Origin of the sequence: Streptomyces sirii (genome assembly GCF_045690365.1) — a bacterium.
GTDB classification, from domain to species: domain Bacteria; phylum Actinomycetota; class Actinomycetes; order Streptomycetales; family Streptomycetaceae; genus Streptomyces; species Streptomyces sirii.
In genome coordinates this window covers 6,683,693-6,700,838 of record NZ_CP147982.1, presented here as the reverse complement: position 1 = coordinate 6,700,838, position 17,146 = coordinate 6,683,693, and the positions used below count along the sequence as shown (strand labels likewise).

Here is a 17,146-nt window from a genome sequence, read left to right as displayed (position 1 = left end):
CTGCGCGGTTGGTGGCGTCGCTCACTGGTCCGCCTCCCCTTCCTCGGTGTCGGCGGCGTCGGTCGGCTCGGTGGGTTCGTAGACCAGCACGGCGCGGTTGTCGGGGCGCAGCCGGGCCTTGGCGACCGCCTGCACCTCCTCGGGGGTGATGTCCAGAACACGCCGCACGGCGGTCAGCGCGAGCTGCGGGTCGCCGAACAGGACGGCGAAGCGGCACAGTTCGTCGGCGCGGCCGCTGACCGTGGCGAGGCGGTCCAGCCATTCGCGCTCCAGCTGGGCCTGCGCGCGCTCCATCTCCTCCGGGGTGGGGCCCTCGGCGGCGAAGCGGGCCAGCTCCTCGTCGACGGCGCGCTCGATGTCGGGGACCTCCACGCCACCGGACGTCTTCACGTCCAGCCAGCCCAGCGAGGGCGCGCCGGCCAGCCGCAGCAGACCGAAGCCGGCCGCAACGGCGCTGCGGTCACGGCGCACCAGCCGGTTGTACAGGCGGGAGGACTCGCCGCCGCCCAGGACGGTCAGCGCCAGGTCGGCGGCGTCCGCCTCACGGGTGCCGTCGTGCGGCAGGCGGTAGGCCGCCATCAGGGCGCGGGAGGGCACGTCCTCCTCGACGACCTCGCGCAGCTGGCCGCCCATGACGTCGGGCAGTGTGCCGTCCCGGGGCGGCTGCTTACCGTCGTGCGAGGGGATCGAACCGAAGTACTTCTCGATCCAGGCCAGCGTCTGCGCGGAGTCGATGTCGCCGACGACCGACAGCACGGCGTTGTTGGGCGCGTAGTACGTACGGAAGAACGCCCGGGCGTCCTCCAGTGAGGCGGCGTCCAGGTCGGCCATCGACCCGATGGGCGTGTGGTGGTACGGGTGGCCCTCCGGGTACGCCATGGCCGTCAGCTTCTCGAAGGCCGTGCCGTAGGGGACGTTGTCGTAGCGCTGGCGGCGCTCGTTCTTGACGACGTCGCGCTGGTTCTCCAGGGACTCGTCGTCGAGCGCGGTCAGCAGCGAGCCCATCCGGTCCGCCTCCAGCCAGAGCGCGAGCTCCAGCTCATGGGTGGGCATGGTCTCGAAGTAGTTGGTGCGCTCGAAGCTCGTGGTGCCGTTGAGCGAGCCGCCGGCGCCCTGCACCAGCTCGAAGTGGCCGTTGCCCTTCACCTGCGCGGAGCCCTGGAACATCAGGTGCTCGAAGAGGTGAGCCAGGCCCGTACGGCCCTTGACCTCGTGGCGGGAGCCGACGTCGTACCACAGGCACACCGCTGCGACCGGGGTCAGGTGGTCTTCGGAGAGCACCACGCGCAGGCCGTTGGCCAGCCGGTGCTCGGTCGCTGTCAGGCCGCCGGAGCCGGCTTGTTCTGTGGCCGTGTGACCCATGGGCATGTACGTCCCTTCGATCCGCTTGCGAGGAAGTTCTGTCACTGTATGCAAGCGCGTCGGCATCTGGCGAAGTTCCCGTGCGACCGGCCCCGATCGAGCGTCGTGCCCGGCGCCCTCCAAAGGCGAAGGGGGAGTCGCGGTGGGCGTTGTCAGTGGGGCGGTCCACAATGGTCCGCGTCAGACTCAGAGATACTCGCCGGTTGATCCCCCAGCTGGTTGACCCGACTGATTGACCGACGTCGCCCTGACGTCGCTTCCCGACACGGCAGTAGACGCAGCAGAAGGAGCCGCAGCCGCGATGGCCCGCCGCAGCACGAAGACCCCGCCGCCGGACGACTTCGAGGAGAGGATCCTCGACATCGACGTCGTCGACGAGATGCAGGGTTCCTTCCTCGAGTACGCGTATTCGGTCATCTACTCGCGCGCCCTCCCGGACGCCCGCGACGGCCTCAAGCCCGTGCACCGCCGCATCCTCTACCAGATGAACGAGATGGGCCTGCGCCCCGACCGCGGCTACGTCAAGTGCGCCCGGGTCGTCGGCGAGGTCATGGGTAAGCTCCACCCGCACGGCGACGCGTCGATCTACGACGCCCTGGTGCGCATGGCGCAGCCGTTCTCGATGCGGGTGCCGCTGGTGGACGGCCACGGCAACTTCGGCTCGCTGGGCAACGACGACCCGCCCGCGGCCATGCGGTACACCGAGTGCCGGATGGCGTCCGCGACGTCCCTTATGACGGAGTCGATCGACGAGGACACCGTCGACTTCGCGCCCAACTACGACGGCCAGGAGCGGGAGCCGGTCGCCCTGCCCGCCGCGTACCCGAACCTCCTCGTCAACGGCTCGTCCGGCATCGCGGTCGGTATGGCCACGAACATGCCGCCGCACAACCTGGGCGAGGTCATCGCCGCGGCCCGCCACCTGATCAAGCACCCCAACGCCGACCTGGACACGTTGATGCGCTTCGTGCCGGGTCCCGACCTGCCGACGGGCGGCCGGATCGTGGGCCTGGGCGGCGTACGGGACGCGTACGAGAAGGGCCGCGGCACGTTCAAGATCCGCGCGACGGTAACGGTGGAGAACGTCACCGCCCGCCGCAAGGGTCTGGTCGTCACCGAACTCCCCTTCACGGTCGGGCCCGAGAAGGTCATCTCCAAGATCAAGGACCTGGTCGGCTCGAAGAAGCTCCAGGGCATCGCGGACGTCAAGGACCTCACCGACCGAGAGCACGGCCTGCGGCTGGTGATCGAGGTCAAGAACGGCTTCAACCCCGAGGCCGTCCTGGAGCAGCTCTACAAGCTCACGCCGATGGAGGAGTCCTTCGGCATCAACAACGTCGCGCTGGTGGACGGCCAGCCGCTGACGCTGGGCCTGAAGGAGCTGCTGGAGGTCTACGTCGATCACCGCTTCGAGGTGGTGCGGCGGCGCAGCGAGTTCCGGCGCAGCAAGCGGCGCGACCGCCTCCATCTGGTCGAGGGCCTGCTGACGGCCCTGGTGGACATCGACGAGGTGATCCGCCTGATCCGCTCCAGTGAGAACAGCGCGCAGGCCAAGGAGCGGCTGATCGAGCGCTTCTCGCTGAGCGACATCCAGACGCAGTACATCCTCGACACACCGCTGCGCCGGCTGACCAAGTTCGACCGTATCGAGCTGGAGTCGGAGCGCGACCGGCTCAAGGACGAGATCGAGAAGCTGACCCGGATCCTGGAGTCGGACGCCGAGCTGCGCAAGCTGGTCTCCAACGAGCTGGCCGCGGTCGCCAAGAAGTACGGCACGGACCGGCGCACGGTCCTGCTGGAGTCGGCGGGCGCCTCGGTCGGCGCGGTGCCGCTGGAGGTCTCCGACGACCCGTGCCGGGTGCTGCTGTCCTCTACGGGGCTGCTGGCGCGCACGGTCACCGGCGAGGTGCCCGTCGACGTCGACGCCAAGCGCGTCAAGCACGACGTGATCGTCTCGGCGGTGCCGGCGACGACCCGCGGCGAGGTGGGCGCGGTGACGTCCCTGGGCCGGCTGCTGCGGCTCTCGGTGATCGATCTGCCGCAGCTCCCGGAGACCGCGGCCGCACCCAACCTCTCCGGTGGCGCCCAGATCTCGGAGTTCCTGACGCTGCAGGACGGCGAGGAGCTGATCTGCCTGACCACACTGGACGAGTCCTCGCCGGGCCTGGCCCTCGGCACGGAGCAGGGCGTCGTCAAGCGGGTGGTACCCGACTACCCCTCCAACAAGGAGGAGTTGGAGGTCATCACCCTCAAGGAGGGCGACCGCATCGTGGGCGCCGCCGAGCTGCGCACCGGTGAGGAGGACCTGGTCTTCATCACCACCGAGGCGCAGCTGCTGCGCTATCAGGCGTCGCAGGTGCGGCCGCAGGGCCGCCCGGCCGGTGGTATGGCGGGCATCAAGCTGGGCGAGGGCGCGAAGGTGATCTCGTTCTCGGCGGTCGATCCGGCCGCCGACGCCATGGTGTTCACCGTCGCCGGCTCACACGGCACGCTCGACGACTCGGTGGCGACGGCCAAGCTCACCCCGTTCGACCAGTACCCGCGCAAGGGCAGGGCCACGGGCGGCGTGCGCTGCCAGCGCTTCCTGAAGGGCGAGGACTGCCTGACCCAGGCATGGGCGGGACCGGCCCCGGTGCGCGCCGCGGACGCCAAGGGCGCCCCGGTCACCCTGCCGGAGACCGATCCGCGCCGCGACGGCTCGGGAGTACCCCTGGCGAAGCCGGTGGCGACACTGGCAGGACCGATGTAGACGACGCGCCGCACGCAACGCGGACGGGCGCTGTCGGACCGGTGGACTCCGGCCCGACAGCGCCCGTCCGCGTTCCTCAGCCGCTCGCTTCAGGCGCTCTCTTCAGACGTCTGCCTTCTTCAAGCGTCACCCTCAGACGTCTTCAGACCGCACCCTCAGATGCCTGCTTCGACGTCTTCCTCACGAGCAGCCACATAGCGCAGCACGCCCCACATGCTGTTCACATCGGCATCCGACGGACCGGTCTCCCGGCAGTTCTCCAGCTCCTTGCGCAGCGCCGGCGCGTCGATACCGTTGCCGATCATGACGAGCTGGGTGCACCGCTCCTCGCCCTTGGGCCACGGCTCGGGGTAGAAGCGCAGGAAGTCGCCGACCGCATGCAGCGTGAACTTCTGGCGGTTCTCCGGAACGTCGAAGTGGACGAAGCCCTTGATGCGGTAGAGGCCGGTCGGGCGGCTGTCGAGGAAGCTCATGAGCCTGCGCGGGTGCATCGGCTCGGACGAGATGAACTCCACGCTCTGATAGGCGGCGTGCAGATGACCTGTGTGACCGGGATGATGCGCGTGCCCCGGGTGATCGCAGTGGCCTTCGCCGTCACCACAGTGGTCGTCGCCGTGGTCGCAGTGGTCATCACCCTGCCCTGTGGGCCCGCCGTTCGCCGCGGCCTCGCGCAGCAGGTCCTCGAACGACAGCTGACGCACGGACGCGTCGAGGTCCTTCCCCGTCCCGCGGTCGAAGAACAGCTCGGGGTCGACCCGCCCGTATGCCGTGCAGATCACCGGGCGCCCCGGAGCGAGGTCCGCGAGCCGGTCCATGAGTGCCTGCCGAGCCGCATCACCGATCCGGTCGGCCTTGTTGAGCACCACGATGTCGGCGATGCCCACATGCCGGTCCAGTTCGGGATGCCGCGCGCGGGTGTCATCGAACTCGGCTGCGTCCACGACCTCGATCAGCCCGCCGTAGACGATCCGATCGTTGTCGCTGGCAAGGATCATGCGGATGAGTTCCTGCGGCTCGGCCAGCCCACTGGCCTCGATGACGATCACGTCGATACGGACGGCGGGGCGGGCCAGCCGCTCCAGGTAGGTGTCCAGCTCGCTGGTGTCGACCGCGCAGCACAGACAGCCGTTGCCGAGCGACACCATCGAGTCCACCTGCCCGGCGACGGTCATGGCGTCGATCTCGATGCTGCCGAAGTCGTTGACGATCGCGCCGATACGGGTGCCGTCGCCGGCGCCGAGCAGATGGTTGAGGAGGGTGGTCTTGCCCGACCCGAGGAATCCCGCGAGCACGACGACGGGGATCTGTTGCGTGGCCAAGGGGCGCCTCCATGGTGCGGGTGGCGGGCCGCCCGGACCGGCGGCGAACGAGCTGTCGATCGTAACGGACCGCCGGCCGCCGCGGGCTCGGCCCGCCCCGTCGGCTCCTAGAGGGCCGCCGCGACGGGCAGCGGCTGCGGCGGGGGCGGGCCGACGTAGCGGGCCGACGGACGAATGATCTTCGAATCCTCCGCCTGCTCCAGGATGTTGGCGCTCCAGCCGACGACGCGGGCCGCGCAGAACGTGGGCGTGAACATCTCACGCGGCAGTCCGCACAGCTCCATGACGACGCCCGCATAGAACTCCACATTGATGTGCAGCTCGCGACCCGGCTTGAGCTCGGCCAGCAGCGCCTCGGCCCTCGCCTCCACCTGGAGGGCGAACTCCACCAACGGTCCACCGAAGCCCTCGGCGATACCACGCAGCATCCGGGAGCGCGGGTCCTCGGTGCGGTAGACGGGGTGCCCGAACCCCATGATCCGCTCGCCGCGCAGCACGCGGTCGCGGATCCAGGTGTCGATGCGGTCCGGTGTGCCGATGGCGTCGAGAGTGTCCAGTGCGCGGCTGGGCGCACCGCCGTGCAGCGGCCCGGAGAGCGCACCGATGGCACCGACGAGGCAGGCCGCGAGGTCGGCGCCGGTGGAGGTGATGACACGGGCAGTGAAGGTCGAGGCGTTGAAGCCGTGGTCGATGGTGGAGATCAGGTACGCCTCGATCGCGCGCACCTGCTCCGGCCGCGGCTCTTCGCCGGTGAGCATGTAGAGGTAGTTGGCGGCGTGGCCGAGGTCGGCGCGCGGCTCCACGGGCTGCTGCCCCTGGCCGAGCCGGTGGAGCGCGGTGAGCAGGGTGGGTACGGCGGCACAGGCGGCAAGTGCGTCGGCCCGCCTCTGGTCGGCGCCGATGTCGTACAGGGGCCGAAAGCCGGCCGTCGCACCGAGCAGCGAGAGCGCGGTACGCAGCCCGGCGAGCGGGCCGGCGAGCGCACCGGCTTGGGCGAGGGCGGGAAGCGCGTCGCGCACGGCTGCGGGCAGCGGCCGCAGTGCGGCGGTCTGGGCTGTGAAGGCCGCCAGCTGCGCCGCGTCGGGCAGCTCACCGTGGAACATCAGGTACCAGACGTCCTCGAAACTGCGGCTCGCGGCCAGCTCGACGGCGGAGTACTGGCGGTAGTGGTAGAAGCCCTCGAGACCCCGGACGTCGCCGAGTTGGGTCTCGGTGACGATGACACCCGCGAGTCCACGGGGCGCGTCGATCGGTGCGTTCGCCTCGGCGATCGGCATGGCGGATCTCCTTTGTTTCTTCCTCCCCGAATATTGATCCGACTATCTATGCTTGACTTAACAGTCGTCAATATTGATTGAATCAACATGTGTAAGTCTGGATACGGTGACCTCATGGCGGATCAAGACACGCACGACGCGGGCGGGCGACGGCTGAGCACCCGGGAGGCGGCCGACCGGCTCGGCGTGAAGCCCGAGACGGTGTACGCGTATGTCAGCCGTGGCCAACTGGCCAGCCGCCGCGAACCGGGCAGCCGTGGCAGCACCTTCGACGCGAAGGAGGTCGAGACGCTGGCTCGCCGCAGTGGCCGGCGCGAACCACCCTCCACCAGTGGCGAGTTGGCCGTTCGCACCGGCATCACCCTCATCGACCGCGACCACTGCTACTTCCGTGGCGTCGATGCATCCGAACTCGCCGCCCACTACAGCTACGAGGAAGTGGCCGAGTGGCTGTGGACCGGCGAAATGCGCCGCGGCATCCGCTTCACCGCACCACACGACGCCCTGTCCGCGGCCCGCCGCGCCGTACAGGCACTGCCGGCCCACAGCGGGCCAATGGACCGTCTGCGGGTGGCGGTAATCGCCGCGGCGGCCGCCGACCCACTCCGCTTCGACCTGTCCGAGAACGTCGTCCTCGACACCGCCCGCGCCCTGATCCCGACCCTCGTCGACGCCCTGCCGCCACAGGCTGCCGAGCAGCCCGCCGCCTCACTGGCGCCACGCCTGTGGTCACGCCTTACATCCGAGCCGGCAGACCCCGCATCGCTGCGCATCCTGGACGCCGCGCTGATTCTGCTCATCGATCACGACCTCGCCGCGTCAACCCTCGCGGTCCGCGTCGCCGCCTCCGCACGCGCGCATCCGTACGCGGTCGTCTCGGCCGGCTTCGGGGCATTGGACGGCGCGCTACACGGCGCTGCGAGCGGACTCGCCCACCGAATGCTGCTCGAGGTGCTGGACCGGGGCAGCGCGGCCGCCGTCGTGGCCGACCACCTGCGAGCCGGGCGCCGGGTGCCAGGCCTGGGGCATCGCCTCTACACGGGTGAGGACCCGCGCGCCCACACACTCTTCGAGCTGTTGGAAGAGGTACCGCGCGCCCGCCCCGCGCTCCAGGCTGCACGCGAAGCGATCACCACCACCGCTCGACACACGGAGCTGCACGCCAACGTCGACCTAGCACTGGCCGTCCTGACCGTCGCAACCGGAATGCCGACCGAGGCGGGCGAAACCATCTTCGCCATCGCTCGCACCGCCGGCTGGATCGCCCACGCCCTGGAGGAGTACGACGAGCTTCCCCTCCGCATGCGCCCCAGCGGTAGGTATTGCGGCCCGAAGCCACCACAGCCGCTGCCGTAAGCGGAGGCACTGTACACACAGGTGACCCTTGGCTGCTCAAGCCCCAGGCCTCAGCCAGGTGGCTTCCATAGGCACGCGAGCCCCCAGCCCCCTCCCGAAACCACCCCGGCAGACGAGGTTAGGCTCGCCTTTGTGAGTACCTGCGCCGCCGCTTCCCTCAAATCGGCCGAACCTCTCGCCGGGACGGCGGCCACTGCCCTGACCTGGCTACTCATCGAGCAGCCCGGGCCATGGGGAGCCAAGGCGCTGACGGACAGCCACCTTGACCCTGACGTCGGCCGGGCTCTGGAGGCCGCGGCAGAGGCGACGGGCGTACGCATCGCCCTCATCCGCAGGCCAGGACGCCATGCCGACTGTCACGACGCTTCGCCGCGCCGCATATTCCTCGCGCACACCGCCCCGGGGCGTTCATGGATCCGCACGACTACGGTCACCGACCCGCGAGCGATCCTCGGTCTGAATTTCACCGCCCTGGGAGCCGGAGAGCATGGCGGCCTCTGGGAGCCGTACACCGGTGAACCGCTGGTCTTCGTGTGCACCAACGGCAAGCGGGACCGCTGCTGCGCGCTCCTCGGCCGCCCGCTCGCCGCCGCTCTCGCCGTCGGCGGAGTCGGGGCATGGGAAGTCACTCACATCGGCGGCCACCGCTTCTCCCCCACCCTCTTCGTCCTCCCCTACGGCTATGCCTACGGCCGCGCCTCGGCCCCTCTGGTCAAGCACGCCGTGGAGTCGGCGCGCCACGGACGGATCGCGCTCAACCACTGCCGCGGCCGCTCGGCGTGGGACCGCCCGGCCCAGGCGGCCGACCTCGCGGTCCGCCAGCTCATCCGGGAGGACCGCGCGGACGCACTCGACGTCGTACGGACCGACGCGGTGCGGCCCGAACTGTTGCCGGCCGACCACCGGGCGCTTCACAGTAGGACGCCTGCGGGCACCTTCCCCACCTGGGCCGTCATCATGACGCACACGGACGGCCGCGCCTGGCGGGTGATCGTTCAAGAGCGGACCGACGGCGCTCCGGCGCCCGCTAGCTGTGGTGCGCCGCTCGGTCCACCGGCTCGGATGGCGATTAGCTCCATCACCGCCATCGCGGATGCGACACGGGCAAGAGCAACAGCATCCTGTAGCTGACCCTGCGGGCCTCAGCGGGGGTGCTCCCGAACCGGTGGCGGTACCTCGCGGCCGCCCCGCCACCCGGGACTCACCGGGAGACTGACGTAAGGAGGCGTCGCCAACGGCCGCAGCGCGCGACAGACGCCCGGAACCTCCCGGCCGCTTCAAGATCAACGCAGCGATCCCCAGACTCAGCATCGCTCCCGCTGCCCGCCACGCCACAATCCGGCGTCCACCACCCCGCACTACTGCTCGCCAGGCCCCTTTGCCATCCCCCGTGGCCCACATGACCGCTCCCCTCTCCGCGACCCATCGCGCACACGATCCGCATCCGACCGAATCGGCTTCACGCTGTGAGGCTAAGTGCGCACGATCTGCGACCGAAAGGCCTGTGGATAACCGCTCGCTTCCCCTCCCCCGCCGTCGAGAGCAGCGCTGCGAGTCGCCGCCCGAACACACTCCGAATTAGGCCCATCAGGAATTACCGCCCGGCTGCCACCGCGCTTACTGTTCGTTCGTATGGGCGAGATGGATGCGTCAGCTCCGCGCCCGAGTGGCGCTCGGCCCTCGGGCTCTGCAGCCGTCCCCGCCGACGCGCCGGCCTCCGGCCCCGCACCCAAGCGGCCCCGGAAGTGGCCGCGCCTGGGCTGGCCACGCCGCGTCTTCTCCCAGGTGCTGATGGTGCAGCTAGCCATTGCCACGGGAGTCACCGCCCTGGCAACCGGTCTCTTCCTCGCCCCGCTCAGCGCCCAGCTCGACGATCAGGCGATGCGCCGTGCCCTCGCCATCGCGCAGACCGCCGCCGCAGCACCATCGCTCGACGACGCGCTGGAATCCTCTCGCCCCAGCCGTCACGGTCCCGTCCAGAACGAGGCGGAGCGGATCCGTGCCGCCACCGGTGCCGAATACGTGGTGATCATGGACAAGCGCGGGGTGCGCTGGTCCCACACCGATCCAGACGAGATCGGACACCACGTCTCCACCGACCCCAGCGTCGCCCTCTCCGGCCGAGAGGTCATGCAGATCGACGAGGGCACCCTCGGTCGCTCCGCGCGAGGCAAGGTCCCGCTGCGCGACGAGAACGGCGAGGTCATCGGCGCCGTCTCGGTCGGCATCGCGTACGAGAGCGTGCAGGAACGGCTGCTCTCCACCGTCCCCCAGTTGCTCGCTTATGCGGGCGGAGCCCTCGCCATGGGCGCACTGGCTGCCTACCTCGTCTCCCGCCGTCTCCAGCGCCGCACCCATGACCTGGCCTTCTCCGACATCTCCGCACTGCTCGCCGAGCGCGAAGCGATGTTGCACGGCATCCGTGAAGGGTTCCTCGCACTCGACGCCCGTGGCCGGATCCGCCTGATGAACGACGAGGCGCAACGCCTCCTCGACCTGCGCGCCGAGGACACCGGCCGCCCTCTGGATGCCGCCCTGCCGCCGGGCCGCACTACCGATGTGCTGGCCGGCCGTGTTTCAGGAGCCGACCTGCTGGCCGTCAGCGGACAGCGGGTTCTGGTGGCGAACCGCATGCCGACCGACGACGGGGGCGCGGTGGTCACTTTGCGCGACCGCACCGAGCTGGAACGGCTGGGCCGCGAACTGGACGGTACTCGCGGCCTGATCGACGCCCTGCGCGCCCAGGACCACGAGCACGCCAACCGGCTGCACACACTGCTCGGTCTGCTCGAACTGGGGCTGCACGAAGAGGCCGTGGAGTTTGTGACGCAGGCCGTGGGCGTGCACCGGGCGACTGCGGAACAGGTCACCGAGCGCATCCACGATCCGCTGCTCGCCGCCCTCCTGGTGGGCAAGGCCACGGTCGCCACCGAGCGTGGCGTCTCCTTGCGCATCGCACCCGACACCCATCTGCCCGACCGGCTCGTCGACCCGCACGGCCTGGTCACCGTACTCGGCAACCTCATCGACAACGCCCTGGATGCCACATCAAGTGAACGTGACGCACAACTGGAGGTCGAGATCCGGGCCGATGGCCACACCGCCATCGTCCGCGTCAGCGACAACGGGCCAGGAGTACCCGAGGCGCGTCGCGCGGAGATCTTCACGGAAGGCTGGACGACCAAGGAACCGCCCGCCCACGGGCAGCGTGGCATCGGCCTGGCTCTCGTCCGCCGGCTCGCCGAGCGCTACGGAGGCAGCGCCGAGGTCAGCGAACGCCTTGGTGGCGGCGCGGTGTTCACCGTCACCCTCCCCGACGCGCTGTCCGAGGAGATTCCCCAGCCGGGTGACGCACCCCATGAGGAAGCGGTAATGAACACCCATGCCACCGGGCGGGCCAGCGGTAGCGAGGGCGCTCGCCACGCCGCAGGTGTCACGGAGGCCGGGCGATGATCGACGTACTGGTCGTCGACGACGATGTGCAGGTCGCACGGATCAACGCGGCGTATGTCGCCAAAGTAGCGGGGTTCCGGGTCAGTTGCCTCGCGCATACCGCCGCCGAAGCCCTTGCCGCCCTTGAGACGCACCCTGTCGACCTGATCCTGCTGGACCACTACCTCCCCGACAGAACAGGGCTTCAACTGGTCGGCGACCTACGGCGACGCGGCCTGCTCACTGACGTGATCATGGTCACGGCGGCTCGCGATATCGCGACCGTGCAGGCCGCGATGCGGCACGGCGCACTGCAGTATCTGGTCAAGCCGTTCACCTTTGCGGGTCTGCGCTCCAAGTTGGAGGGGTACGCGGCGCTGCACCGTACTTTCGCGGACGGCGGGCAGGCGGAGCAGTCCGAAGTGGACCGGATCTTCGGGGCGTTGGGAGCCGCCAACGCCGGTCCCGCCGAGTTGCCCAAGGGCCACTCGTCCGCCACCGCTGACCGTGTGCGCCAGGTACTGCGCTCCGCGGACTACCCGCTGTCGGCCCAGGACGTCGCCCTCCAGGCCGGCCTGAGCCGGCAGACCGCCCAGCGCTACCTCAAGCTCCTGGAGCGGGCCGGGCGGGTACGCCTCACTCTCAAGTACGGCGAGACCGGCCGCCCGGAACACCGTTACGACTGGGTCTGAGACCGGCACAGCAGATCAAGGTCGTGCGCTCTAAGCCACCCCGCCCCGTCAGCACCCGTGCCTGCGTCTCCCCGTGCCGACACTCGTCTCGTAGACGCCCGACCGCACCCCGGGTGGTGCCCTGCATTCCGAGCCCTTCACCCCATCAGGTGATGAGCTATCCGGGCGGCTGCGCGAGACCGTGGCGGTAGGCGTAGTGGACGGCTTGAGTCCGGTCGCGCAGTCCCGCTTTGGCGAAGAGGTTGTTGATGTGGGTCTTCACGGTCGCAGTGGAGACATGCAGCGTGCGCGCGATCTCCGGATTGGACTGGCCGTCGGCGACCAGCCGCAGCACCTCCACCTCGCGCGCGGTGAGCCCGTCCGGTGGCTCGTCGGGCGGTTGCGACAGGGTCCGTACGGGCTCCGTGACGCGTTCCAGGAGCCTGCGCTGGATCCTCGGTGACAGCCCGGCCTCACCCGAGAGCACGTCGTCGATGGCACGGACGATCTCATCGCCGTCCGCGTCCTTGGTCAGGTAGCCGCGGGCGCCGGCCTGCAAGGCAGGGAAGAGCGAGTCGTCGTCGGCGTAGGTGGTGAGCACCACGACCTGGGTTCCGGGGTGGTCCGCGCGGATGCGGCGAGTGGCCTCGACCCCGTCGCAGCGTGGCATGCGCAGGTCCATCAGGACGACGTCGGGGGCTAGTTCGGCGACCATACGGACGGCTTCCTCGCCGTCTGCGGCCGATCCGACGACCTCGATGCCCGGCAGCAGCCCCAGGAGCATCACGATGCCCTCACGCACCACGGTCTGATCATCGGCGACCACGACCCGTGCCACCTTGCGCGCCGTCATGCCGGCACTCGCAACCGCACCACGAAACCCTCCTCAGCGGGACCGGACTCCAGCGTTCCGCCAAGGAGTTCGGCGCGCTCCCGCATCCCGAGCAGACCGTAGCCGGAACCGCTCTTGGCGAGCTCGGCGGCCTGGCCCCGGCCACCAAAGTCGCGCACCTCAAGGCGCACGTCGTCAGCCGTGTACTCCAGCAGCACGTTCACCCGCGCGCCCCGGGCGTGCTTGCGTACGTTCGTCAGCGCCTCCTGAACGACTCTGCGCACCGCGAGACCCGCCTCGGCCGGCAGCGGGCGCGCCTCACCCGTAACGTCCAGCCGAGCGCCCTCAGCGGCCGTCAGACGGCGCAGGAAGTCCTCGACCGGGATCATCTCCCCACGAAGCGCGGAAAGCGCCTCACGGGTGCCGTCCAGCCCTTCACGGGCCATCCCCCTGCATGCCACCACCCGTTCCATGAGCTGTTCACGGTCAGCCTCGAGATCGGTGCTGCGCTGGATCAACAGCCGCGCCGCCTCCAGGTGCACCAGCTGAGCGCTGAGGCTGTGAGCGAGGACATCGTGAATCTCCCGTGCGATGCGGCCCCGTTCCGCCAGTGCAGCCGATTCGGCCTCGGCCTTACGGGCGGCTCGTTCCTGGGCCAGCAGCCGCTGGGCGTTGCCGCGCGCTTCGGCGTCCAGCCGTACGACATAGCCCGCCAGCGCCAGGCCCGCGGTGGTCGTGATGGTCGTCAGCCAGTTGTCGGTGTTCATCACCGCGTACGCACCGAGTGCCGAGGCGGCGCACGGTACGGCGGCGCTGAGCGGCAGCCGCTCCATGGCGATGATGGCGCATGCGCACCACAGGACGATCGCCGGCGTGCGCGCCTCGGCGTGCTGGAAGCCGAGGGCGGCGGCCTCCAGTACGGCGAACAGCGCGATGGACGGCCACAGACGGCGCTGCAGCGTCACATGGAAGAAGCCGCGAAACGCCAGCACGGTGACGGCCAACCCGGCGACGGCCGCCACCAGGGCCCAGCCGCGGAAATGCGGCCCTGTCACGGTGGACCACGTCAGCGCCGCGACCGCCAGAAGGCGCACGGATCGGCCGATCCACAACCGGGCGATGCTGATGCCCTCACGGGACAGTGACTCCCTAAGGGGCCAGCTGGTCCAGACGTTCAGCGTCACGTGCGGTCCTTCGTAGTTGCGGTGCGGCGCGAGGCGTACACCCCGTGGGGCGTCAGGCTCCACGGGGTACAACCAAGGGCGTCAGCCGGCGGCAGGGACACGGTACGTCTGCTGCAGGTCCTGGGCCCGCCAGGCGGTGACACCGGACCGTGTCAGCAGCATCGCGGCGACACCGAGCATGATGGCCGCGCTGCCCTGGTGGATGCCCATGGCCGTGGCGACCCCCATGAGGGCGGCGCGTAACGCCATGCCGCAGAGCCAGACACCGGCCGCCGCCCAGCCTCCCTTGGTCCACACCACGCCCTCCGCGTCCGTCCAGATACGCGTCGTCCAGGCCCAACCGGCGCCACAGGCCAGCCCGATGAGCAGCTCCACGGCGAGCAGGACGGCGGCTGCCGTGTAATGCCGGGCGTCGAGGAGACCGGGTTGCCGCAGCGCCATGACCGTCAGGACGGCAGGGATCAGCCACCACTTCCTGCCCTCGGGCTTGAGGCGCTGCGCCTTGAACTGCTGGATGAACACGAACGCGACAGCCGCGGTGATCACAACGATGTTGAGCAGGCCGCTCATGACCTGGGCCTCCGTGGGACGGTGAGTTTCGACCCTTCCGACGCTATGGAGAGCGGCGGCCGGCCGAATCGGAGCCAGGGTGGGGAGCGGGTGGAAATGGCTTCGGGCGCCTCTCCACCCGTGGGTGGAGAGGCGCCCGAAGAGTGCCGCGCTGGGCTCAGGTGTCGATGCGCGAACGGTCCAGGGTGGACGCGGAGTTGGTGATGAACTCCTTACGGGGGGCGACTTCGTTGCCCATCAGGAGGTCGAAGGCCTGCTCCGCCGCTTCCAGGTCGCTGATGTTGATGCGGCGCAGGGTGCGGTGGCGCGGGTCCATCGTCGTCTCGGCGAGCTGGTCGGCGTCCATCTCACCCAGGCCCTTGTAGCGCTGGATGCTGTCCTTGTAGCGGACCTTCTTACGCTCGAGTTCGAGCAGCGTCTGGCGCAGCTCGTTGTCCGAGTAGGTGTAGATGTACTTGTCCTGCCCCTTCTTGGGGTTGGTCAGCTCGACCCGGTGCAGCGGCGGGACGGCGGAGAAGACCCGGCCCTGCTCGACCATCGGCCGCATGTAGCGCTGGAAGAGGGTCAGCAGCAGGCAGCGGATGTGGGCGCCGTCGACATCCGCGTCGGCCAGGAAGATGACCTTGCCGTAGCGGGCGGCGTCGATGTCGAAGGTGCGGCCGGAGCCAGCCCCTATGACCTGGATGATGGCGCCGCACTCGGCGTTCTTGAGCATGTCCGAGACCGACGACTTCTGGACGTTGAGGATCTTGCCGCGGATCGGCAGCAGTGCCTGGAACTCGGAGTTCCGCGCCAGCTTCGCCGTACCCAGCGCCGAGTCGCCCTCGACGATGAAGAGTTCGCTGCGGTCGACGTCGTCGCTGCGGCAGTCCGCGAGCTTGGCCGGCAGCGAGGAGGATTCCAGCGCTGTCTTCCGCCGCTGGGCCTCCTTGTGCTGGCGGGCGGCGATCCGCGTACGGGCCGCCGCGACGACCTTCTCCATGACGGCGCGCGCCTGCTGCTTGGCGTCCCGCTTGGTGGAGGTCAGGAACGCCTTGAGCTCCCGGCTCACCACCTGGGCCACGATCCGGGAGGCGGCGGAGGTGCCGAGCACCTCCTTGGTCTGGCCCTCGAACTGCGGCTCGGCGAGCCGCACGGTCACTACCGCGGTGAGGCCCTCCATGGCGTCGTCCTTGACGACGTCGTCCTCGGCGACGCGCAGCAGCTTGCCGGACCGCAGGGCTTCGTTGACGGTCTTGGTGACCGAGCGCTCGAAGCCGGAGACATGGGTGCCGCCCTTGGGGGTGGCGATGATGTTGACGAACGAACGGACCGTGGAGTCGTAGCCGGTGCCCCAGCGCAGCGCGATGTCGACGCCCAGTTCCCGGGTGACCTCGGTCGGTGTCATGTGGCCGCGGTCGTCGAGGACCGGCACGGTCTCCTTGAAGGTGCCCTGGCCTGTCAGTCGCACCACGTCGCAGACGGCCTTGTCCTGCGCGAGGTACTCGCAGAACTCGCTGATGCCGCCGTCGTAGCGGAACGTCTCCTCCGTCTTTCCGGCGCCGTCGATACCGCGCTCGTCGCGGACGATGAGGGTCAGGCCCGGTACGAGGAAGGCCGTCTGGCGGGCGCGGGCGTGCAGCGTCTCCAGGGAGAGCTTGGCGTCCTTGAGGAAGATCTGCCGGTCGGCCCAGTAGCGGACACGGGTGCCGGTCTTGGTCTTGGGGATCCGCTTGCCCTTGAGCAGGCCGTTGCCCGGGTCGAAGGGCGCGTCGGCGCCGGCCTCGGTGAAGATGCCGGGGACGCCGCGTCGGAAGCTGATCGAGTGCGTCTTGCTGTTGCGGTCGACCTCGACGTCGAGTCGTGCGGAGAGGGCGTTGACGACGGAGGCGCCGACGCCGTGCAGGCCGCCGGAGGCCGCGTACGAGCCGCCGCCGAACTTTCCGCCGGCGTGCAGCTTGGTCATCACGACCTCGACGCCGCTCAGACCGGTCTTGGGCTCGACGTCCACGGGGATGCCGCGGCCGTTGTCCCGGACCTCCACCGACCCGTCGCCGTGGAGGATCACCTCGATGTGGTCGCAGTAGCCGCCCAGTGCCTCGTCGACGGAGTTGTCGATGATCTCCCACAGGCAGTGCATGAGGCCACGGCTGTCCGTGGACCCGATGTACATGCCGGGGCGCTTGCGGACGGCCTCGAGGCCCTCGAGGACGAGCAGATGCCGCGCGGTGTAGTTGGAACCGTCCCGGTCTGCCCCGGTCAGCACTGCGGTGGACGGCACGGACATCTCGGCGGTCACGCGGTTCGCTCCTCGCTGAATTTCTGGCAGTCCGCATTCCGCGGACTCGGTTGTGGCGGTGTCGCCGGTCAGAGGGTACCGAGGCCTAGTAGAGCCGATGTAACGCCACCCGTAAG

12 protein-coding genes are annotated in these 17,146 nt (G+C 69.6%); 5 read left to right on the top strand and 7 right to left on the bottom strand.

Features of this window, described 5'->3' with window-relative positions; all coding sequences use genetic code 11:
- Positions 1-21: 21 nt before the first annotated feature.
- On the bottom strand, positions 22-1,362 hold the full coding sequence (locus WAB15_RS30180) for a M16 family metallopeptidase (RefSeq protein ID WP_399150126.1): 1,341 nt from the start codon (positions 1,360-1,362) through the stop codon (positions 22-24).
- A gap of 301 nt (positions 1,363-1,663) precedes the next feature.
- Between WAB15_RS30180 and WAB15_RS30175 the strand changes: the two genes are divergently transcribed.
- The gene (locus WAB15_RS30175; RefSeq protein ID WP_399150105.1) at positions 1,664-4,111 is read left to right on the top strand and encodes a DNA topoisomerase (ATP-hydrolyzing) subunit A; all 2,448 of its coding nucleotides are present in this window, start codon (positions 1,664-1,666) and stop codon (positions 4,109-4,111) included.
- 155 nt (positions 4,112-4,266) lie between these two features.
- Here WAB15_RS30175 and WAB15_RS30170 read toward each other — a convergent pair whose 3' ends face one another.
- Both WAB15_RS30170 and WAB15_RS30165 read right to left on the bottom strand, forming a co-directional pair.
- The gene (locus tag WAB15_RS30170) at positions 4,267-5,430 is read right to left on the bottom strand and encodes a CobW family GTP-binding protein (protein ID WP_407288141.1); all 1,164 of its coding nucleotides are present in this window, start codon (positions 5,428-5,430) and stop codon (positions 4,267-4,269) included.
- 107 nt (positions 5,431-5,537) lie between these two features.
- Entirely contained in the window at positions 5,538-6,707 is a 1,170-nt protein-coding gene (locus WAB15_RS30165) for a citrate synthase/methylcitrate synthase (RefSeq protein ID WP_407288140.1), read from the bottom strand.
- 114 nt (positions 6,708-6,821) lie between these two features.
- Between WAB15_RS30165 and WAB15_RS30160 the strand changes: the two genes are divergently transcribed.
- The 4 genes from WAB15_RS30160 (at position 6,822) to WAB15_RS30145 (ending at position 12,187) form a co-directional block, all read left to right on the top strand.
- The gene (locus WAB15_RS30160) at positions 6,822-8,063 is read left to right on the top strand and encodes a citrate synthase (protein ID WP_407288139.1); all 1,242 of its coding nucleotides are present in this window, start codon (positions 6,822-6,824) and stop codon (positions 8,061-8,063) included.
- Between the two features lie 132 nt (positions 8,064-8,195).
- Positions 8,196-9,194 carry a sucrase ferredoxin gene (locus WAB15_RS30155; protein WP_407288138.1) on the top strand — a complete coding sequence of 333 codons (999 nt, stop codon included), beginning with the start codon at positions 8,196-8,198 and terminating at the stop codon, positions 9,192-9,194.
- Between the two features lie 660 nt (positions 9,195-9,854).
- Positions 9,855-11,516 carry an ATP-binding protein gene (locus WAB15_RS30150; RefSeq protein WP_407288137.1) on the top strand — a complete coding sequence of 554 codons (1,662 nt, stop codon included), beginning with the start codon at positions 9,855-9,857 and terminating at the stop codon, positions 11,514-11,516.
- Complete coding sequence (locus WAB15_RS30145) at positions 11,513-12,187, top strand: response regulator (RefSeq protein ID WP_407288136.1); 675 nt, start codon at positions 11,513-11,515, stop codon at positions 12,185-12,187. Before WAB15_RS30150 ends, WAB15_RS30145 begins: the two co-directional genes overlap by 4 nt.
- A 157-nt stretch (positions 12,188-12,344) precedes the next feature.
- Here the strand turns inward: WAB15_RS30145 and WAB15_RS30140 are convergent, their stop codons facing one another.
- The 4 genes from WAB15_RS30140 to WAB15_RS30125 form a co-directional block, all read right to left on the bottom strand.
- Entirely contained in the window at positions 12,345-13,019 is a 675-nt protein-coding gene (locus tag WAB15_RS30140; protein WP_407288135.1) for a response regulator, read from the bottom strand.
- Positions 13,016-14,182: a sensor histidine kinase gene (locus WAB15_RS30135; RefSeq protein ID WP_407288134.1), complete on the bottom strand. Its 1,167-nt coding sequence runs from the start codon at positions 14,180-14,182 to the stop codon at positions 13,016-13,018. The genes WAB15_RS30140 and WAB15_RS30135 overlap by 4 nt, the downstream gene beginning before the upstream one ends.
- An 81-nt stretch (positions 14,183-14,263) precedes the next feature.
- Positions 14,264-14,752 (bottom strand): DUF1453 domain-containing protein, encoded by a 489-nt coding sequence (locus WAB15_RS30130; RefSeq protein ID WP_407288133.1) that lies wholly within the window; start codon positions 14,750-14,752, stop codon positions 14,264-14,266.
- A 157-nt stretch (positions 14,753-14,909) separates the two neighbouring features.
- Complete coding sequence (locus tag WAB15_RS30125) at positions 14,910-17,030, bottom strand: type IIA DNA topoisomerase subunit B (RefSeq protein ID WP_407288132.1); 2,121 nt, start codon at positions 17,028-17,030, stop codon at positions 14,910-14,912.
- Between the last annotated feature and the right edge of the window lie 116 nt (positions 17,031-17,146).